Annotated in this window: 16 protein-coding genes; 5 read left to right on the top strand and 11 right to left on the bottom strand. The window is 45.1% G+C overall.

What is annotated here, in order from left to right; genetic code table 11:
- The first annotated feature begins 146 nt into the window (after positions 1-146).
- On the top strand, positions 147-695 hold the full coding sequence (locus tag L1076_RS16805) for a hypothetical protein (protein ID WP_038872233.1): 549 nt from the start codon (positions 147-149) through the stop codon (positions 693-695).
- Positions 696-743: 48 nt separating this feature from the next.
- On the opposite strand, the gene L1076_RS16800 is transcribed toward L1076_RS16805, so the two are convergent.
- The 8 genes from L1076_RS16800 to L1076_RS16765 all read right to left on the bottom strand — a co-directional run bounded on the left by L1076_RS16800 (position 744) and on the right by L1076_RS16765 (position 11464).
- Complete coding sequence (locus L1076_RS16800; RefSeq protein WP_237304087.1) at positions 744-2966, bottom strand: TonB-dependent siderophore receptor; 2223 nt, start codon at positions 2964-2966, stop codon at positions 744-746.
- A gap of 225 nt (positions 2967-3191) precedes the next feature.
- Positions 3192-5168: a Fe(3+)-hydroxamate ABC transporter permease FhuB gene (gene fhuB / locus L1076_RS16795; RefSeq protein WP_237304086.1), complete on the bottom strand. Its 1977-nt coding sequence runs from the start codon at positions 5166-5168 to the stop codon at positions 3192-3194.
- Entirely contained in the window at positions 5165-6040 is an 876-nt protein-coding gene (locus L1076_RS16790) for an ABC transporter substrate-binding protein (protein ID WP_045405623.1), read from the bottom strand. The genes fhuB and L1076_RS16790 overlap by 4 nt, the downstream gene beginning before the upstream one ends.
- Positions 6041-6052: 12 nt before the next feature.
- A complete protein-coding gene (locus L1076_RS16785; RefSeq protein WP_038872222.1) occupies positions 6053-6817 on the bottom strand; it encodes an ABC transporter ATP-binding protein in 765 nt (254 codons plus the stop codon).
- Positions 6818-7215: 398 nt separating this feature from the next.
- Complete coding sequence (locus tag L1076_RS16780) at positions 7216-7431, bottom strand: hypothetical protein (protein WP_038872220.1); 216 nt, start codon at positions 7429-7431, stop codon at positions 7216-7218.
- A gap of 98 nt (positions 7432-7529) precedes the next feature.
- Positions 7530-8654, bottom strand: coding sequence for an HD domain-containing phosphohydrolase (locus L1076_RS16775; protein WP_045403390.1), 1125 nt, complete (start codon positions 8652-8654; stop codon positions 7530-7532).
- A gap of 239 nt (positions 8655-8893) precedes the next feature.
- The gene (locus L1076_RS16770) at positions 8894-10099 is read right to left on the bottom strand and encodes an aromatic amino acid transport family protein (protein WP_038872212.1); all 1206 of its coding nucleotides are present in this window, start codon (positions 10097-10099) and stop codon (positions 8894-8896) included.
- Positions 10100-10273: 174 nt separating this feature from the next.
- Complete coding sequence (locus tag L1076_RS16765) at positions 10274-11464, bottom strand: iron-containing alcohol dehydrogenase (RefSeq protein WP_045421400.1); 1191 nt, start codon at positions 11462-11464, stop codon at positions 10274-10276.
- Positions 11465-11642: 178 nt separating this feature from the next.
- On the opposite strand from L1076_RS16765, the gene L1076_RS16760 reads away from it, so the two are divergent.
- Positions 11643-12140, top strand: a complete 498-nt coding sequence (locus L1076_RS16760) for a hypothetical protein (RefSeq protein ID WP_038872208.1) — start codon at positions 11643-11645, stop codon at positions 12138-12140.
- A gap of 8 nt (positions 12141-12148) precedes the next feature.
- Positions 12149-13576 (top strand): diguanylate cyclase, encoded by a 1428-nt coding sequence (locus L1076_RS16755; RefSeq protein ID WP_237304085.1) that lies wholly within the window; start codon positions 12149-12151, stop codon positions 13574-13576.
- 37 nt (positions 13577-13613) lie between these two features.
- On the opposite strand, the gene L1076_RS16750 is transcribed toward L1076_RS16755, so the two are convergent.
- A complete protein-coding gene (locus L1076_RS16750; RefSeq protein WP_042601300.1) occupies positions 13614-14246 on the bottom strand; it encodes an SDR family NAD(P)-dependent oxidoreductase in 633 nt (210 codons plus the stop codon).
- Positions 14247-14535: 289 nt separating this feature from the next.
- Here L1076_RS16750 and L1076_RS16745 point away from each other — a divergent pair, with 289 nt between their 5' ends.
- On the top strand, positions 14536-15816 hold the full coding sequence (locus tag L1076_RS16745; protein ID WP_237304084.1) for an HD domain-containing phosphohydrolase: 1281 nt from the start codon (positions 14536-14538) through the stop codon (positions 15814-15816).
- Positions 15817-15897: 81 nt separating this feature from the next.
- On the opposite strand, the gene L1076_RS16740 is transcribed toward L1076_RS16745, so the two are convergent.
- Together L1076_RS16740 and L1076_RS16735 are read right to left on the bottom strand one after the other, a co-directional pair.
- The gene (locus L1076_RS16740; protein WP_038872201.1) at positions 15898-16500 is read right to left on the bottom strand and encodes a 2OG-Fe(II) oxygenase; all 603 of its coding nucleotides are present in this window, start codon (positions 16498-16500) and stop codon (positions 15898-15900) included.
- A 155-nt stretch (positions 16501-16655) separates the two neighbouring features.
- Positions 16656-17423, bottom strand: coding sequence for a TerC family protein (locus tag L1076_RS16735; protein WP_038872199.1), 768 nt, complete (start codon positions 17421-17423; stop codon positions 16656-16658).
- A gap of 603 nt (positions 17424-18026) precedes the next feature.
- On the opposite strand from L1076_RS16735, the gene L1076_RS16730 reads away from it, so the two are divergent.
- Positions 18027-18983, top strand: a complete 957-nt coding sequence (locus L1076_RS16730; RefSeq protein WP_045405617.1) for a LysR family transcriptional regulator — start codon at positions 18027-18029, stop codon at positions 18981-18983.
- The last annotated feature ends 6 nt before the right edge of the window (positions 18984-18989 follow it).

Raw genomic sequence — 18989 nt, 5'->3', positions numbered from 1 at the left:
ACATAACCCCTCGCTATTATCAGCAAGGTCGTTGTAAAATCGCGCTTACTACCGACTCAACCTATTCAAACAATACCTGTTTATGACGTTTGTGGGTTTGTGTTTGCGAATTTTCACATTGCATATTAATTTCATGACAGAAGTCCATGGACCAAGATAAGTTTACTAACATCTATCGCTTGCCAGGTTCGTTACAGATACGAATCGCTAAGTGGCAAAAGACCTTTCGCGGCACATCTGATTTAGTTCTTCATCAGGTGCTAGTGGAACGTAATAAGCAATTTAAGAAGCCGAGCTTTTTACCGAAGAGCTGGTTTATCACGCCTATTGACGAGAAAGATATCACCATCACTCATCATGGTAAGTATATCCAGACGGTAATGCGTACTATGCTCGACAGAAAAGTGTCGTACAAACGCCTTTTCTTATCACGTATGGACGCCGAAAAAGGCGAAAACGTGTTGCGTGAATATAAGCTCGAATGGGTGAGAAAACACAACCAAATCGCAAAGAAATACAACCAAATAAAGAAAAAGCAGTACATGAACTTTGCAAGGGAAGAAGAAGAAACACTATACCCTTCCATTCCTAAAGGAGAGTTCGATAAAACGCTTTGGAACAAGTTGGTGGTTTCTAGTTTTGGACCAGAGAAGAAATACAAAAACCCCCACTACGTCCGTAAAGCTGATTTCTAAAAAAATCCCCCGACTGCTCGGGGGACTTTTCGTTTCGCTCTCGATGATTTACCAATCGTAGGTAAGATTCGCAATCACATTTCTGCGATCACCATACCAACAGAAGCCGTCACACGTCGCAACATACTCTTTATCAGCTAGGTTTTTCGCCGCCACCTGAAGTTTGTAATCACCAATACGATAGCTTACCGTCGCGTCCATCAAGAAATAGCCTGGGACCTTCAACGTTTCAGTGTTGTCACCGTAGGATTCACCCGTATATCGAGCACCCAGCCCGAAAGCTAAACCATCAAAAGTTCCTTCAAGGAAACGGTAATGTGCCCATGCAGAAGATACCGTGTTTGCTACTTGAGACGGCGTATTGCCAACCCAAGATGTATTTACATCCTCTTTGATTTCCGAATCCACATAAGCGATGTTACCAAGCAAAGTTAGTGACGGCGTCACGTTAGCAACCGCTTCTAATTCGAGTCCTTTGTTCTCTACCTTACCAATCTGAGTCAGCTCGTTGAGGTAAATACGAGCGAGGTTCTCTTTAGTTGCTTGATATGCAGCAACGTTAAAGTAACCATCAAACGAACGAGGTTGGTATTTCACACCAACCTCAAACTGATCACCGCTTTCCGGTTTAGCGGGTTTACCAGCACTGTCTTGTTGAATGATTGGGTCGAAGTATTGTGAGTAACTAAAGTAAGGCGTAAATCCAGAATCCGTGATGTACGCAGTACCTAAGCTTAACGTCCACTCTTCATTATCCACTTTGGTGCGTGAGCCTGTGGTTACGTTATGTACTTCATGACTCGTATTGTCATAACGCGCCCCCAATAACACAGCCCATTTATCGTTGATCAACATGTGATCTTGAAGATAGATACCAAGCTGTTCATTATCCACCTTAGTACGTTGTTTATCTGCGTCCGTTAGCGGTTGAAGTGTGGTTGAGTCAAGTAACCAAACGTTGTCTGAATAATTTGGGTTAAACACATCAAAACGTGGGTCAGGCAGCATACCAATTGGCGTTGTTAAGATAGCGTCACCGTCCGCAACCAATGGATCACTGGCAAAGTCTTTGCCATCAATGCTCACCATTTGGTAATCAATTCCCACCATGAGGTTGTGTTCCACACTTCCCCATTTCATATTGTGTATCAGACGGTTATCAATATTAAACGCGTCTGATGACCCCTCTTCTGTGGTCGCTGCACGTAAGATACTCTTACGCTCGTTAAGCGGGTCAAGCAATGGACCTAGCCCTGGAACGTCTGCTGCATACACATAGGAGTACATCTGCCTCAGGTTCACCTCCATTTGGCTGTAACGCGTCGACTGCACAAAAGACGTAGTGTCGTTAAACCTGTGTGAGAACTCGTAGCCTAAAGAAAGCTGTTCACGCTCGAATGTTTCCCAATCCGTGTTTCCTATTGCAAGGCTATCACTGATCTTTCCATTTTTGTTTGGCTTTAATGTCCCCTCGACCGGTAAGAATTGCAGATACGGGTCGGAGTCATCTTTCTGGTAGCTAGTCAGCAAGGTAATTTCCGACATATCTGTAAATTTGTACGTCAGTGACGGAGCAATTAAGAACCGCTCAGCCTCGACGCCATCAACACGCGTGCCATTTTTTCTCGCCAGACCTTGAACACGGACCGCGAGCTTTTCATTCACTTCGGAGTTCACGTCTAGCGAAATTTGCTTACGATCTTCAGAGCCATATTCCAGAGACACCTGGCCAGAGCCACCATCAAATTGCGGGCGTTTGCTTACTAGGTTGATCACCCCACCCGGTGGGTTTTGGCCATAAAGAACAGAAGCAGCACCGCGCAACACTTCTACTCGCTCTAGTGCAAATGGGTCTATCTGCCAACTGTAAAAACCTGATGAGTAAAGACGAGTGCCATCTTGGTACAAGCCGCTGTTTGCCTGTTTGAAACCTCGGATGATAAACCAGTCTTGCTTGTTATCTTCACCAAAGTAGTTGGTTTGAATGCTTGGCGTATATTGCAGCGCATCTGAAACACTGATGGATGCGCGATCATCCATTTGTTCGCGAGTCACTACAGAAACCGCGCGAGGTGTTTCATTGATCGCTAAATCCATTTTGGTTGCAGTGCGACTCTTAGCGCCAAGATAGCTAAAGTCGGGACCAACAGCACTGTCTTCTTGCAGGCCAATAACAACCAGGTTTTCATCTTCTTGAGCAAGCACTTGAGGGGTAGCTAACACCATTGCAATAGCCATTGACGCTGGTGTCAGCATAAACTGCCGATTCATTATTTTCTCCTTTAGTCGGCAACCTTTCCAACCTTTATAAGCAATATCAACGCACGAATACGATGAGGTTGGTTCCGGCATAACCACTGTTTTCCATAAATGCAAAAGCACAGAATGTGTTTTGCGAGCACTACTTAGTGGGTGATGAGAGCGATCACCCAGTCATAGAATTCTTATCAGTTGTCTTTGTTTGGGTTCGTCGTCTTGCCCAGTGGATTTAAACTCTTACAAACGACGTAACCCCCACATTAGGTACAGGCCCCCTATGATTGAGGCCATGAGACCTGCGGGTATCTCTTGAGGGTAAAGTACTTGCCTGCCTAGCCAATCTGCCAACAGCATTACGCCAGCGCCAATTAAAGCCGCGCACAACATATGTTGAGATGCTTTATTAAATCCAAATAGACGTGCCAAATGTGGCGCAAGTAAACCGACGAAGCTGATAGGACCGACGACCAACGTTGCACTCACAGTGAGACAAGCGACAAGGAGTAACAGAACGGCACGGGAGCGATCGACATTTAGCCCTAATGCCTTTGAAGAAGAAGCGCCAATTGGCAAAATATCCAACCATCTTACACACACAAAGCTCAAGCCGATGAAGGTCAACGCCGACACGGCCAAAGGCAGCAAGATATCCAAAGAAACGTAATAAGTAGAGCCAGAGAGCCAAGCTAACGCCTGATAACTACGTGGATCACCGGTAGCCAAAATAAAACTTTGTATCGCATTCATCAGCGCAGTAATCGCAATGCCTGTCAGCAAAATGCGCTCTGGTTGGAAGCCAGATTTTCTATTCAGTAAAACGATTACGAATATCGTAAGTAAAGCGCCGATCAAACCACCTATCGACAAAGTAACCACAGACGCGCCAACGCCAGTAAACATGGCAATAATTAAGCCAATTGCCGTACCAGAACTGATACCGATAACTTCAGGGCTGGCCATTGGATTGCCACTTAAGCGTTGAATAATGGTTCCTGCTATCGCCAACATAGCACCTGCAATCGCCGCGGCTAGGAGTCTTGGCGTTCGCCATTCTAAAAATAGCCATTCTTTAGTCGAGAAAAGCGACGTCCAACCTTGATTCTGTACAGAAACCGTACTGAAAAGAACCACGCCCGCCAGAATAATCAGAAAGGTAAAAGCGATGGCGTGTTTATTCAGCTTATTGACTCGTTCGGAGTGTCGAGTAAGCACTGTTTGGGTATGCCCTTGTGTCTTTTGCGACAACCGCGGCAGTAACCAAAGTAGGAGCGGAGCACCAAGCGCAGCCGTTGCAGCTCCCGTAGGAATAAAGCTAGCCATTAGACCGGGTAACTGCTGAATAACCAAATCGGTCAATGTCAATAACATTGCGCCGATCAACATCGATATCCAAAGCTTGTGCTTGATCTGATGAACACCAATTAAACGCGTGATTACCGGAGCGGCTAGACCGATAAAACCGATGATACCAACCGTCGCCACCACCCAAGAGGTAATCAAAACCGCTAAACCCAGGCATACAAATCTTAGCTTTGCTAGAGATACACCTAAGCTTTTTGCTCCCTGTTCCGATAACTCCAATAAAGTTAATGGCTTAGCAAACAGAAATGCGACCAGGCCGGCAATCGCGACACGTGGGGCCAAATAGCGAAAGTCATCCCACCCACTTTGAACTAAAGAACCTGCTCCCCAAATCATCAATCCATTAAGCTTCTCGGTATTCATCATCAAAATGACCGTACTTAGCGAAGCAAAATACAAGTTTATTACCAGACCGGAAACCACAACAACGGTTGGAGACAAAGCGCGTCGCCAAGATAACAACATCACCAGCGCCATAGACGTAACACCGCCAATCAACGCAACAAGGTTGGCTGAAAAATCCAGCAACCAAGGGGCGAATAACGTCGCCAACATTAAGGTAAAATTCGCACCACTTGCGACACCAAGTGTAGTTGGTGAAGCCAGTGGATTACGCAAGACTTGTTGCATCAATACGCCAGCGACCGCCAATCCTGCGCCCGAAATAATGGTCGTGAAAACTCGCGGCCACCAGCTAAAATGCAGTAAAACCGAATCTATCGATTGAAAATTTGGTTGCCAAAGGCTTTTCAGCGCAACCGGAAATGCCGCTGTGTTGTGCAGATGAACCACACCAACAAACAGAGTAAGTGCCGAAAGTAACACCACCAGCGTCAAAGGAACGGTTTTCATTCACGTTGCTCCTTTTCTTTTTCTGCAGCCACTAAGTGCGCAAATCGAACAGCAGAAGGCATCGAACCAAAGCTCCAAACGGGAGCGACTCGCATAACGGGATGGCCTGATTGCTCAACAATGTATTGCCAGAATTTATCACTAGCGAGTTGCTGCTCCCCTCCATGAGGAAGTGGCTCTACAATGACGATCTGTGCTGAGATTCCTGCCAATTTATCAATCCCAACCATGTTAAATCCCCAACTGTTGGTTTCTTCTTTCCATGCATTAGAGAGACCGAGCTTGGCTATCGCCTGAGAATAAAGACTGTTTTCACCAAAAACGCGTACGTGCTTGGTATCCATAAATTGAATCATCAATAAAGGAGCAGAATCTGCATCTATTGTTTGCTTGAGTTTGGAAAGTTGCACCTCAGACTGTGTTATTAGAGTTTCCGCCTGCGCTTCTTTTCCCAACTCCTTTCCAAAAGTACGGGTAAATTGAGTGAGTACCGACCAATCCGTAATGCCTTTACCATAGAGATCGATGGTAGTCACAGGCGCGATATCGGCAAGGCGCTCTTTCATAGCAGAGAAATAAGGCGCAATAAAAATACGATCCGGCTTGAGTTCATAAATACGTTCGATATTAGGTTGCGTCCTCAAACCCACATCTTTGGTTTGCACTGGCAACAATGGCGCTTTTACCCAAGCATCGTAATCTTGCCCTTGCGCAACCCCCACAGGCACAACACCAAGCGCCAACATGGTTTCAGTTTGGGTCCAATCGACAGACATAACTCGTTGCGAGGTTGCATCAACTGGGAAGGTTAAAAAGAGAGCCGTAAGGGAGGCTACGTGCTTTAACCAAGAAAAACGAAGTATGCAGTTCATTGTCGACTCCGCTTAGCTTGGCATTGCTACTGGATATCCAGCGGGGTGATCTGAAATACGCATTTCAATGCCATATATTTCTTTCAGCTTGGGCTCAGTGAACACTTGTTGAACATCACCTTGTGCAATCAAATCACCTTGATGTAGGGCTACGATGTGGTCACAGAAGCGAGCGGCTAAATTGATGTCATGCAGAACAATGATGACCCCTAATCCAAGCTCTCTGCTTAACTTAGCGATCAAAGAAAGCATATCGACCTGATGGCTAATATCGAGCGCCGACAGTGGCTCATCAAGTAGCAAGTATTCCGTCTTTTGAGCAAGTAGCATGGCCAGCCACACACGTTGTCGCTCACCACCAGAAAGCGTGTCGACTAAACGATCAGCATATTTCAACGTTCCAGTCATCTCCATCGCTTCTTCGACTATGGTTTTGTCTTTTGCACTTAAACGCCCTAACAAGCCATGCCATGGATAACGACCAAAACTGACCAAATCACGGCTAAGAATACTGTCCGTCATCGGTAAGTGTTGGGGTAGATATGCGATATGTTGTGCGAATTTTTTTGCGGAAAAATGATTAATATTGTCGCCGTGCAACAAAACATCACCGTCACTGTATGCCTGCTGCTGGGCTAACAACTTGAGAAGCGTGGATTTTCCTGAACCATTGTGGCCAACGAGCGCGTACGTTTTTCCAGTTTCAAACGTCAAATCAAATGCTTTCAACAGAGACTTTCCGTTAATATTGAACTGAAGAGCTTTGGCTTCTAACATCCCTACTTCACCTAATCCATTTAACTATCGGCATCGGTAATACGTGATTAACCCATTCACCTATCCGTTACGTTTCATTATTTTATTCAACAAAACGATTAATAAGCTTGGCTTTATATAACAGGGTAGATACAAATGCAAACCATTATTATTATCATTAGTTGATTATTTTATAAATTTAAAAGATGGTAAGGATCGGTGATTCAGATCGAGTGCGCTCGTTGCTTATCGATAAGGAAGATAACCAAGTGACTTCAAGAAGCAGGATTCAAAACGAAGGGGGAATTTACGTTTCGAGACGATTGGGCAAGCGGCTAAGTGATAGGCACTTGCCCATAAGATGAATTACGCTGCGGCGGTGAGAAAAAGTGGATGAGGTCCGCAGCCGTTTGATGACATTAGTGACGAGCGTCAGCGCCAAATTCTACTTCTTTATAGATATCGGCCAGCGACTTCTTACCTTGTCTGTCTTTGGCTGAACGCTTCTTAGGTTGGTAATAATGCTCTTGGTCATGCAAAGCTTCTTCGTGTTCTTTTGCAGACTCTACGAATTCATCATTCGCAAGTGCTTGTTGGCGTAAGCGGTTTACTCTTTCAAGGGTTTCCCACAACATACTTCACCTCCAAACGAGTTACTGTATACATATACAGTATTATTTATAATGACCTCCTAGTCAACATTTGATTCCCTTCACGGTTTACTCCTCTACTTTCACATTAATCCCATGCCTGCATAATGCTCTGGGTATTTATGGATGATTTGCTTTAAGTAATCTTGATGATCACGTAAAGCGTTGACGCACTCTCTTGATAACAATCCCTGATACACAAGCTTTTCTAACTCTAATAACGCATATGGGATCGACCACGCCTGACGATATGGATGGTGGGTAGTCATCACATCGAACACATTAGCGACAGCGACAATTTTGGCCGCAATAGGAATATCGATGTCCTCCAATCCATACGGATAACCCGACCCATTTAAGTTCTCGTGTTGATATGTCATGATTTGGTGGAACAAGGTAATGCTTGGATGCACAGGGTTACCAATTCTCGCAACAATGTTATCTGCGGCTTCTATGCATTGTTCGATGTGCTCTTGTAGTCGCGATTCTTGCTCGCGAGATAAATGATGGCGACGGCAAACAATGTCGGCTGGTAAAGCGGTCTCACTCAAAGAGTGGTATCTCGCAAACATCCCAATCTGCTCCACCACTTCATCACAGAGTTGGTAACGGTCGGCAATGTGAGTGGCGATCACTTGACTGTAAAGTCCCATCCTCTTGCTATGAGAAAACACTTCGGGCGAATAGCCTGGCATCAAGCAGTGCATCCGTTCTGCAAGTATTTCGATTGCATTAACCACATGGTCCTCCGATTCCACAGCAAACTGTACCATTTCGAAATACGGTTTGAGGCCATTCAGCGCTTCTAAACTAAAGGCATTTGGTTGGATGGAGTTGAGGAACACAAAACCAGTAAAGGTTTGCTGATCATAGCAAGGGACAGCAACAGAGGAGTGATAACCGTGTTTAAGTAATGTCTGAACACGTGAGCAATGGTTGATGTCGTAGAGATCGTTAACCACACGAGGGACGGCGTTATCAGCCGCGAGACTAAGATTGTGAAGCTTGCGCAAAGGCGCTTCATGATGCGCTAGACACCAAGTATCAAACTCACTTTCAGCAAAAGATTTTAGCACACCTTGCTTGGGGTGATATTTGGCAAACGACACCCTATCAATGCATGGCAAATGGACCTGCATCCTATTTTTCAATGTTTGCATTTGCTCATTAAGCGGCTTTGCAAACGGGTAAAAACTCCGGTGCGCCATACTTCACCTCCACACCCAAGTAGAGAAATACCGAAGAAAAGGCTCATTAAAGTCAGCGTATTTGATGTGATTAGAGCGGCTTTTCTCCACCTAAATTATCGACATACCACAGTCTAAGTGTACGAAATAAAAACAGTTTTCCGCCAATATTTTCACCGAATATTCTACGGTAATTTAATCCAGATCAAAAAAACCAGTGCGCTGTAACACACTGGCTTTCGTTTTATTAACTGTTTCTATTAACCAAGCGCAGGTAGCACTCCCAGAGTAATCAATACTTGTGCCAAAACAATGCCTGTTCCTACAATCCCCGTTACCGCCAACGCACCTTGGCCTCCTGCAACGCGGTATTCACCAGTAAACTCTTCAGAGCGACGTACTTTCACCACCATCACCAGAGGTAAGAAAATCGCAAGGATTGCCAACGCAATTGCAGCGTAACCTAATGCCATAATAAAGCCTTGTGGGTAAAACAGTGCAAAGCCAAGCGGTGGCGTAAAAGTTATGACAGCCGCCACCAAACGGTTTGGTTTTTCACTATCGCCTTTGATGGTGTCACCCAAGAATTCAAACAGGCCTAAACTCACTCCCAAGAAAGAGGTCAGAAGAGCTAAGTCGGCAAATACACCAACAACACTGCCAAGATTGGACTGATGAACCGTTTGAGAAAGCTGTCCAATCAGTGCACTCAAACCACCATTTTCAACCAGTGTTTCTTGGCTTACGACGCCTAAAGTGACGATCTGCCAGAAAATGTAAATCACTAATGGAATGGTCGAACCCACAATGATCGCTTTACGTAGCGATGATGTGTCGCCGTCTAAGTAGTTCACAATCGCCGGAATACTGCCGTGGAAGCCAAACGAAGTAAAAATAACTGGGATGGCGGCAACAATCAGTCCTTGCTCTACAGGCATGCTTAATAGGTAAGATTCGGTCACATTTGGCGCAAGAAATGACAAGACTGCAATCATGGTCACCATTTTAAGACCAAACAGCACGCGGTTTACTTTGTCTACAGTGCCAGTACCCACTGTCACAACCATGGTCACAATAAGAGTAAAAATGATGGTTGAAGTCGAACCTGAAATATCTAGACCAAACCATTCGGTGAGTCTGTCACCAAACTGAGCACCACCACCAGCGATATAAGCAGCACACAATGAGTAAAACAAGAAAAGCATGGCAAAGCTTGCAACCCACTTGCCCTTCTGACCAAGAATTTGTTTCGCTAGAGTATGAAGAGTTGCACTGCTATCGGCATACTGATGAAGCTCCAACATCAATAGCGCGGTAAACGCCATTAATGCCCACAGACCTAGCATGATCAGCAAGGAAGTCGTGAAACCAATACCCGCAGAGGCAAGAGGAAGTGCCAGCATACCGGCACCAATTGTAGTCCCTGCAATAATCAGGGTACTACCAAACACTTTAGATCGACTCATTGTATATTTATCTTTACAGCTTAATAAGATTTATTAGCATCAGATCAGGCAACGGCACCATAAACCTAACACCATGTTCGTAATGAAGCTGATTCTGTAGGATCTTTAGAATAATATCAAGCAAAGTGTAAGGATAAAAAACCACTACTGTACATTTTGATTTACACTCATATCTTAAGTGCGAATTTCAGAAAGTAACTGAGCACATTCTTGCTCATTCATGAATTTGGGTACTGGGTAGTTCCAATGCGCTTCTTTCAAGATCAACGCCACTAACTCTTCTGTGTCCGAACTGTTAAGCACTGGTGTGTGTTTTTCTATGCCAATCACTTCATACAACTCTTCGATACGATCGAGAAAGTTTTGGGCACTGGCAGAATCGGCGCTACTTCCTAACAAGGCGTCACTCAAAGCAATCAGTTGTGGCTCTATCTCTGGCAGCGAAAACTTAAGAACCGGTAACAAAGCAAGACCATTCGCCATTCCATGAGGCAATCCATATTTTGCTCCTAAGTTATGGGCAAAGGCATGAACGTAACCTAAGCTCGCTTTGGTGAACGCTAACCCAGCATAATAAGATGCCATCGCCATTTTATGCCTTGCTTCTACGTCTTCCCCCTGTTCTACCACTTTAGGCAAATACTTAAAGATGAGTTTAATGGCTGCAACGGAGTAGGCTTTTGTTTCTTGTGATGCATTGCGGGATACATACGCTTCAACAGCGTGCGTCAATGCATCAATCCCCGTATCCGCCGTAATCTTTGCTGGTAAGCCCAACAACAGATCTGCATCCAATGCCGCCATCAATGGCACGAGTTTAGGGTCCATTAACGGCGTTTTAAGGTGGGTAACAGGGTCGGAAACGACAGCGGCAATGGTCACCTCAGATCCTGTACCCGATGTGGTTGGGATAACAAATAAAGGCGCTGGTGTTCTCCAGACACGAAACAACCCCGCGAGTTTTTTGATGGGACGCTTATTCGTCACTTTAGCGGCAATCACCTTAGCACAATCCATTGCCGAGCCACCACCCAGCGCTAAAATCGCATCGCATCCGGATTCCAGATAAACATCTAAGCCACGTTCAACATGGTCATAAGTTGGGTCAGGCTTCACCTCTGAGAATACAACAACCTCTAATCCTTTAGAGCTTGCGCGCTCTGCAACTTGCTCTGCCATTCCGATCTGGACAAGCCCCTCATCTGTCACCAACAACAATCGCTGAAAGCCCAGATCGCTGACCGCCTCACACAGTTCATTAACGGAGCCAGAACCCGAAAATAGCGTTGGTTTTGGCAAAGGAAGAACGTGAGCGGCCACTTTGAGTCCATTGGTATAACCGCGATAGAGAAAGTGTTTCAGCATACAAATTCCTTTTGTGTTTTGGCTGAGCGTATGACTTAGTCATTCTAGATGTTTTTTCAATCACTTCGAGATCGAGAGCTCACAGAATCTTGTATTTGTTTCTCTCACAGCCCAACCCGACCAAACCAATGATTATCGACTATTCTATTACTTATGTACCAACGCTTGAGGACATGCCATGGGATACAAGCTGTTTGCTCTGATGGCCTTTTCTGGCTCAGTTTTCGCGAGTTCATTAGCGAGCTTTCCAGAAAACCTCGACAGACTTGTGCTTGTAAAACAAAGCGTTATTCCGGCCAGAGATGTAGTGTTGCCACCAAACACACCCACTTTTGTGCAAGAAACAGTGAAGATGTACAACTGGACGAATCAAGGAAGAGGCACAAACCTGAGCATATATGTCCCAAAACACAAAGTAGAAGCTTATAAAAAGCACGGCCCATATACCGATGGCTTAACGGCAGTTGCGATATACGAAGAAGAAAACATTATTTTTGTCACCGAGCATCTTGCTGGTGAAGCGCTTTACGGGAGTTATGATCGGCAGGGAAACGACATATCCGATAGTCACCCCTCTCTGAGAATTGAAGCTTGCTATCGCTGTCATAACGGATACAAAGACATCTGCGTCAATGGTACTTGTGCGGTGCCCATCATTGATGTGTTTAATGAGTAATTCATATTGTGGGAACATCAATAAGAATAAAGATCTTCCTCTCGCATTTTGTTCTCGTCATTCTCATGATTGGTGCTTTGGGTTACTACAACTTTCATAACTCAATGGACACCATCATTAAAACGACGATCGTCTCTCGTGAGCAGAGTGCGAGCGCGCTAATTCATCACATCAGCGATGCGGTTCATGGCGGCAACTATGCAAACTTAATGTTGCCAAGCTTTAAAAATGAATTGGAAATGCATACGGATTTGCGTTACCTCTACGTCAACGGCTATTCCTCAGTGTCGAAAACCCCAGTGTCCGTCACTTACAATCGAAATGCCCAAGAGATTTGGCGATCCGATTATCCCCCAACTTTTGAGCAGGACTTAGATCAACGCATTGCCAGACTGACATCCGTGAAAAAAACAGGCTCACAATCGAGTGTAAAAGTGCAATACCTGCTTGCCCGACTCAACGACGCCCGTGAGCAGTACTATTTAAGTAAAGAGTTGGAAGAAGACCACACGTTGGATCTCTACCCTTGTCGGGTAATCGGAAAAAGCCACATAAGCTTTGAGAAAGACATCCTCTATATCACATTACCGTTAAACGGGGACATTCAAGGCAACATTGAATTGCTCTACGACATACAGCTCGTAAGGGATATTCGAGAGGAATTTGTTGTCGATTCTATCCGCGAAATCGTGTTAGGAATGGCGATTTCTTATCCTCTTTTGTTGCTGCTTTCTTATCACATCTCTTCGCCAATCAACAACTTATCTACTTTTATGCGTCAAAATTTTGAAACCATCAGTTTGTTTCAAGTCCCTAATACCAAAAGGAAAGATGAAATCGGAGATTTAGCGCGCGCCTTTAGCCATCTTGTCGACAAAGTTGTCTGCAAAAACAGAGAACTCGATGACATGGTGAAGCACGACCCCTTAACCGGTCTGTATAATCGCCGTTCTCTTGAAGCATCATTTCGCTCATTGTGTTATCAATCGAACAAAATGTTCATCGCGTGTTTCTTTATCGATATCGATCACTTTAAGGAGTTTAATGATCATAGGGGTCACTTGCAGGGTGATAAGGCCTTGCAAAAAGTTGCGAAGACCTTGGAATCTTTCGCCGTGCAAACCCACGGCTATGCTTTGCGCCTAGGAGGCGAAGAATTTGTTGTGCTTGCCCCTGTTCACGATACTAGAGAGGCGTTAGCGCGAGGCAACCAACTGCGCGGACGGGTTAAACAACTGGAAATCATTCATCATGATGAGCCGATCATCAAGTATCTAACCATCTCCATTGGTATTAGCCTTTCAGAGCGCACGCAAGCCGACATCATAGACCCAAATCGCCTGTTAGATGAATCAGACGAAGCCTTGTATGCCGCAAAAGATCTAGGCCGCGACCAAGTCGTGCTCTATTCAAACGAAAGCAGGGACAGCGCCTAAACCCAGCCCCTCAAAATCATTCGCTTAAAAGGCCAACCTAGTAAGTCAGCTCTGGATCGACACAGTGGAAGATCTCACCACTGCCCTGACCTTTTTCCAGCATCTCAAAAAGTAAACGAGCCACTTCTTGGCGGTATACCAAACCATGCACTTCTTTAGGTTCAACCAACACACCATTGCCCGTCACTTCACCATCTTTCAAGCCACCTGGACGAATGATGGTGTAATCTAAGTCGCTGGTTTGTAGCCATGCTTCCGCTAATGACTTCTCACGCACAACACCGCCAAAACCCGCTTTAGAACGGTCAGAAAGGTATTTCCAGCTATCACCACAACCAAGTGACGTCACTAGAACAAAACGCTTTAGAGAAGCCTGACACGCAGCGTCAACCAGATGTCGATGCCCAAGATAGTCCACTGGGATATCAGCACGGAAGCTACCCATGGTGCTGATGATAATGTCATCTTGATTGAGCTGTGCAACCACCGCGTTAACCTCTTCCGCAACAGTGGCATCACATGCAAACGTTGACTGACAAATCGCCTTTAATTCTGGGCTTTTGTCTGGATTTCTCGCCACACCGACAACTTCAGCACCTTTCTCTGCAAAATACTGTGCAATTGCCAAACCAAGACCACTACTTGCACCCCAAACCACCACTCTTTTCATAACTTACCTTCCACACAACAATGATAATGAGAATACTTTACATCACTAATTGGTGGCTTTTCAAAGGAAGTCAATCGAACACCTAAAATTCTTTCTAAATCAATACGTAGTTCAAAGAACTGAACGATACTTTTCCCCTAGTGATGAAATTTACGTGCGACAACCAGTATTATTCCCGCCATAACTATAAACACATCCTATGCTCGTCATATTTGCTATCAGTTCGCTGCTGCATTCCCTTAAAACTAGAAAAATGAGCATAGGGAAAACAAAAACGTCGGTATTTACCATGTCGGTTTTAACAAAGAATCAGGCTTATGATTCGTCGAGTAATCACGAATTTGAAGTCGATCTAAAACAAGCCCTTATCTGGGTGGCGCGTGCGTTAGATTACGTAGGCGTCGACGATTCTCACCACAGCCATCGGGTGGCTTACATCGCATACCAATGCGCTCTCGCTTTAGGTTGGGATAATCACCAAGCCGAGTTCTGTTACTTCGCAGGAATGGTTCACGACTGTGGCGTCTCAGAAACACGCGAGCACATGATGTTGCTCGAACAGCTCGTCCCTCAAGACGCCAAAGCCCACTGCATTCGTGGTTACCACACACTTAAGCAATGTCGCTTGCTGGCACAATTCGCTACTCCGATTCTTTACCATCACACGCATTGGGATGAGTTGGAACAGATTGATATTCTCTCTTTCGAAAAAAACGTCGCCGCATTACTCTATCTCGCGGACCGTTTAGATTTTATGCGCGCCCACTACGTCACTAACTGCCATAGTGATCTTGTCACTTTACATGAAGAACTGATCGCTGAATGTGTCTTGGTTAATGCAGGTACCTTGTTTCATCCCGAAATGTGCCGTGCCATGGTCAAACTTATCATGACAGACGCGTTTTGGTTCGCCATGGAATCAGAACACATCGAAACTATTGGTATGCAGTTCGAAAATATCGATTGGCTGCAAAAGCAATTAAGTATCGAAGATCTCACCAGTTTAGGACTTTTCCTTGCAAGAATTGTCGACGCAAAAAGTTCTTTCACCTATCAACATTCACAAAAAGTGGCGGAACTGTCTCGTTACTTAGCGAAGAAAATGGGATTGGATGAACACGAGCAAGAGATGATTTTTATTGCGGGATTGGTTCATGATATTGGCAAGCTCAAAACCCCTGATGAGATCCTTCACAAAGAAGGCCCACTAGACAAGCAAGAATACACACGCATCAAGCGCCATACGATTGATACTGAACTTGCCCTGCACAAAGTATTTCCGAATGCCAAGATTGCCGAGTGGGCTTCCAACCATCATGAGCGGTTAGATGGTTCTGGTTACCCTTATCATAAAACGGCGGAAGCTTTGGATGTGCCTTCTCGTATCATTGCCGTTGTCGATGTCTTTCAAGCGCTTTCTCAAGACCGCCCATATCGAGGCCGTATGACATTACAAGAAATCGCAATCATCATGGGTGAACAAGTAGATTCGGGAAAACTCTGTGCCGACGTTTATCAGGTGTTATGGTCAAACAGGCAAGCGTGTTATGAGCTCTCAGTAGGTATGTAACGCCGAGCGTTCTAGACAAACCAAACAACAAAGGGACACCAAGTGGGTGTCCCTTTGTCTTCTTGAAATCAATGAAACCGCTTAGTGAGCGATATCAAGCTGGTTGTCTTTCACACCATTAATGCGGAACCAACCTGCAATGCTAAAACGCTCTGCATTTGTCGGTAACACTTCGTGAGGAAATTGCTCTGATAAGAATACAAACAAGCGACCAGAACGTGGTGGGATCGTCGCAATCACGTTGTCATTCAAATCATAAACCACCAACTCGCCAGCATCTTCTTCGCTCCACGATTCATTCATGTAGAACACGGTGGTTAGACGGCGATTTTCATTGCCTTTAAAGCAGTCGAGGTGTTTTTGGTAGAAATCACCTTTCTCATATTTCGCAAAATGCGCTTCGTACTCAAACAAACCGAGATAGAAGTAACGGTTTGCTTCTAAACGAATCGCTTCCATCTTGTCTAAAAATGAGGTTACTGCCGAGCCCATGTCACGCTTCAACCATTGAATCTTATCACTACGAATCGATTCAACACGTGTCACATCGTCGTTACGACCAATACGTGCTTTCTTCCAATTGTCTGGAATACAGTCACGCAGCTCAGCCACTTCTTCTTGAGAAAGGAAATCATCCCAGATGTAGTATCCGTCCGTCGATAACGCATCGATCAGTTTGTTCATTCTATTTCGTTCACTTGTAAGAGTTAGGGCGGTCTATATAAGAAATTCGTGCTACAACAACAAATTCCATTTTTAATCGACACGACAAACCCTTGCTTTTCCTTATGTCCAGACGTAAAAAAGCCGCTCAGGAGAGCGGCCAGTTTTGGGTTCGATTATCGCACTTGCAATGCAATTGAACGAGGTCGAATTGGACGAATTCGTTGAATCACTGGGCGTTGTTTTTTCTTAAGTTGGATATGACACATTTCCAACACTAAACCAAACGCCATCGCGAAATACACGTAACCTTTGTTGATGTGAATAGCAAAACCTTCTGCCATCAACAGACCACCTAGCAAAACTAGGAACAGTAGAGCAAGGGTCTTAAAGCCGGGGTAACGCGTCACTAGGTTGTTGATTTTCTCCGCCGTTAACACCATCACAATCGCTGACGAAATGATCGCCGCCACCATGATTGGTACTTCGCTCGTTAGACCAACCGCAGTAATCACCGAGTCCATCGAGAACACAGCATCAACCGCGACAATCTGAAGCAGAACCACAGCCAAACCAGTACGAACATGAGTCGAGTGACCGTGTTCAGTGTGGGTTAACCAACTCCACAACTCTTTCAAGCTTTTCGCCAGTAGGAATGCACCACCCGCAATCATAATCAAATCACGACCAGTAAACGCGTAGTCACTGAAGCTGATTAACGGCTGAGTAAGCTGCATGATCCAAGAGATCGAGAACACCAAAACAATACGCGCCATCACCGCTAGGCCAATACCTAGATTTCGGGCAAGTTTACGCTGGTGTTGTGGTAATCGTTCACACAGAACGGAGATGAATACGACGTTATCAACGCCTAAGACTACTTCAAGAGCAAACAAAGTAGCGAAGATAGCCCACGCTTCTGGTTGCATGAAAAGTTCTAACATGAGTACGCCTCCGGTGATTGGAAGCCATACAGTGAATTGTTCAGTCGACTAAAGGGGTCGTCCATTAAGTTTTTAAAACCTCTGTTACTTAGGAAACGCGAGTAAATCACCTCCTCCCTTTGTACGCAATCCCTTATTTTGTCAGGCTTGTGTAAAGCATCTTTCGTCCTCTAAGGGATATAAGCCATACTCACCCCATCAAGTGCCGAGTTGAGCCAAACTATTACATCGAACACGAAAAGAAACGCCTCTTTTTGCGTGCTTCAACAATCGTAAAAAAATGTTTCATAATAATATTTTGATATACTGAGAAAAATCACACGAGTTAGGGTCTGTTGACCTTTCGTGATGATTTTTGCAGCAGTTTGTAGGTGTTTTATACAAGGCAGAGGCTTTGATATGTAGCTATTCTACCTGATAAGCCGATAGCGCAGTAGAAAGCACCTACAAACGCTGCCCAAAGGGTTCGGCTAAAAGCGTTTTATTCTTTGTTGAGTCAATTTTACTTAGAGCCACTAGGCTTCAATCGACTCGCCGCGATTAAAACGCTTTTATCTCGAACAAAATTTAACCACGAAAGATAAACAGACCCTAGCCTTGCGAATGGATTACATAACACTCTCACGCATTAGCCTTAAACACCTTACTGTATTGCACATGCTGCTCACGACGCATAGCGTGACTCAAGCGGCGGAACAGCTCTGCGTGACCCCTTCCAGCGTGAGTAAAACGCTCAGCCAATTGCGCGACATTCTTAAAGACGACCTTTTCTACCGCGATGGCACTCGTTTAGTCCCGACGCCCTTTGCTTTGAACATCGGCCCTTCTGTTCATGGCATTCTTTCCAGCATGAACGGTTTGCTTTACCAAGGCTCGTTTAATCCCGCGTATTACGAAGGTCGCTTTTCTTTGGCAATGCGTGAAAGTACCTTCGAGATCTTCGCACCTATGCTGCAAAACTTGTCACAACAGATGGGAAGTCGCGCACAACTCAATGTGTATGCAAAAGAACAAATGAGTTTTGATTCTCTGATCCGTGGGCAAGTCGACTTTATGATTCTGCCGCACGACATCAGCCAACCACCGACGCACAACAAAGATTTGGTTTGGCAGACGATCCTAGAAGACGAAATGATCTGTTTGATGGGCAGCAATAACCCGTTAGTGAAAGAAGAACTTTCAGTAGAGAACTACTTGTGTGCGAGACACATTGGTATTCACGATAAAGACCTATCCCAGCCTTACTTTGAGCAGAACTTAACTCAGCGTTACGCTAAACGCAGCGTCGCGATGCACGTGGCCGATTTTGGATCGGCAGCGGTAATGTGCCACCACTCTGATTATCTGTTCACTTGCTCAAAACTTTGGGCGCGAATGGCACTGCAAGCCAAGGGGTTGGTAGAGAGACCTTTGCCGTTTGAGTACGGACAAGTGGCGTATAGTTTGGTATGGAATAAAGCGAGCCTAAACGATCCCGCTTTAAGATGGCTACAACAACAAGTGCTTAAGGCTTGTGAGACCCTTGGTGGATGCCGAAAGCCGAGAGTGAATAAACTCTAAACAGGT

It is taken from the genome of Vibrio sp. MMG023, assembly GCF_021654215.1.
Taxonomy (GTDB): Bacteria; Pseudomonadota; Gammaproteobacteria; order Enterobacterales; family Vibrionaceae; genus Vibrio; species Vibrio jasicida.
The sequence above is the reverse complement of the archived record's forward strand: the minus strand, read 5'-3'. Positions and strand labels throughout refer to the sequence as shown.

Bases quoted from the DNA above. Each gene is read 5' to 3' on its own strand.
- L1076_RS16765 (WP_045421400.1), bottom strand. From the start codon at position 11,464: ATGCTGAAACACTTTCTCTATCGCGGTTATACCAATGGACTCAAAGTG.
- L1076_RS16745 (WP_237304084.1), top strand. From the start codon at position 14,536: ATGTCGGTTTTAACAAAGAATCAGGCTTATGATTCGTCGAGTAATCAC.
- L1076_RS16770 (WP_038872212.1), bottom strand. From the start codon at position 10,099: ATGAGTCGATCTAAAGTGTTTGGTAGTACCCTGATTATTGCAGGGACT.
- L1076_RS16800 (WP_237304087.1), bottom strand. From the start codon at position 2,966: ATGAATCGGCAGTTTATGCTGACACCAGCGTCAATGGCTATTGCAATG.
- L1076_RS16790 (WP_045405623.1), bottom strand. From the start codon at position 6,040: ATGAACTGCATACTTCGTTTTTCTTGGTTAAAGCACGTAGCCTCCCTT.
- L1076_RS16740 (WP_038872201.1), bottom strand. From the start codon at position 16,500: ATGAACAAACTGATCGATGCGTTATCGACGGACGGATACTACATCTGG.
- L1076_RS16775 (WP_045403390.1), bottom strand. From the start codon at position 8,654: ATGGCGCACCGGAGTTTTTACCCGTTTGCAAAGCCGCTTAATGAGCAA.
- L1076_RS16785 (WP_038872222.1), bottom strand. From the start codon at position 6,817: ATGTTAGAAGCCAAAGCTCTTCAGTTCAATATTAACGGAAAGTCTCTG.
- L1076_RS16780 (WP_038872220.1), bottom strand. From the start codon at position 7,431: ATGTTGTGGGAAACCCTTGAAAGAGTAAACCGCTTACGCCAACAAGCA.
- L1076_RS16750 (WP_042601300.1), bottom strand. From the start codon at position 14,246: ATGAAAAGAGTGGTGGTTTGGGGTGCAAGTAGTGGTCTTGGTTTGGCA.
- L1076_RS16730 (WP_045405617.1), top strand. From the start codon at position 18,027: ATGGATTACATAACACTCTCACGCATTAGCCTTAAACACCTTACTGTA.
- L1076_RS16760 (WP_038872208.1), top strand. From the start codon at position 11,643: ATGGGATACAAGCTGTTTGCTCTGATGGCCTTTTCTGGCTCAGTTTTC.
- L1076_RS16735 (WP_038872199.1), bottom strand. From the start codon at position 17,423: ATGTTAGAACTTTTCATGCAACCAGAAGCGTGGGCTATCTTCGCTACT.
- L1076_RS16805 (WP_038872233.1), top strand. From the start codon at position 147: ATGGACCAAGATAAGTTTACTAACATCTATCGCTTGCCAGGTTCGTTA.
- fhuB (WP_237304086.1), bottom strand. From the start codon at position 5,168: ATGAAAACCGTTCCTTTGACGCTGGTGGTGTTACTTTCGGCACTTACT.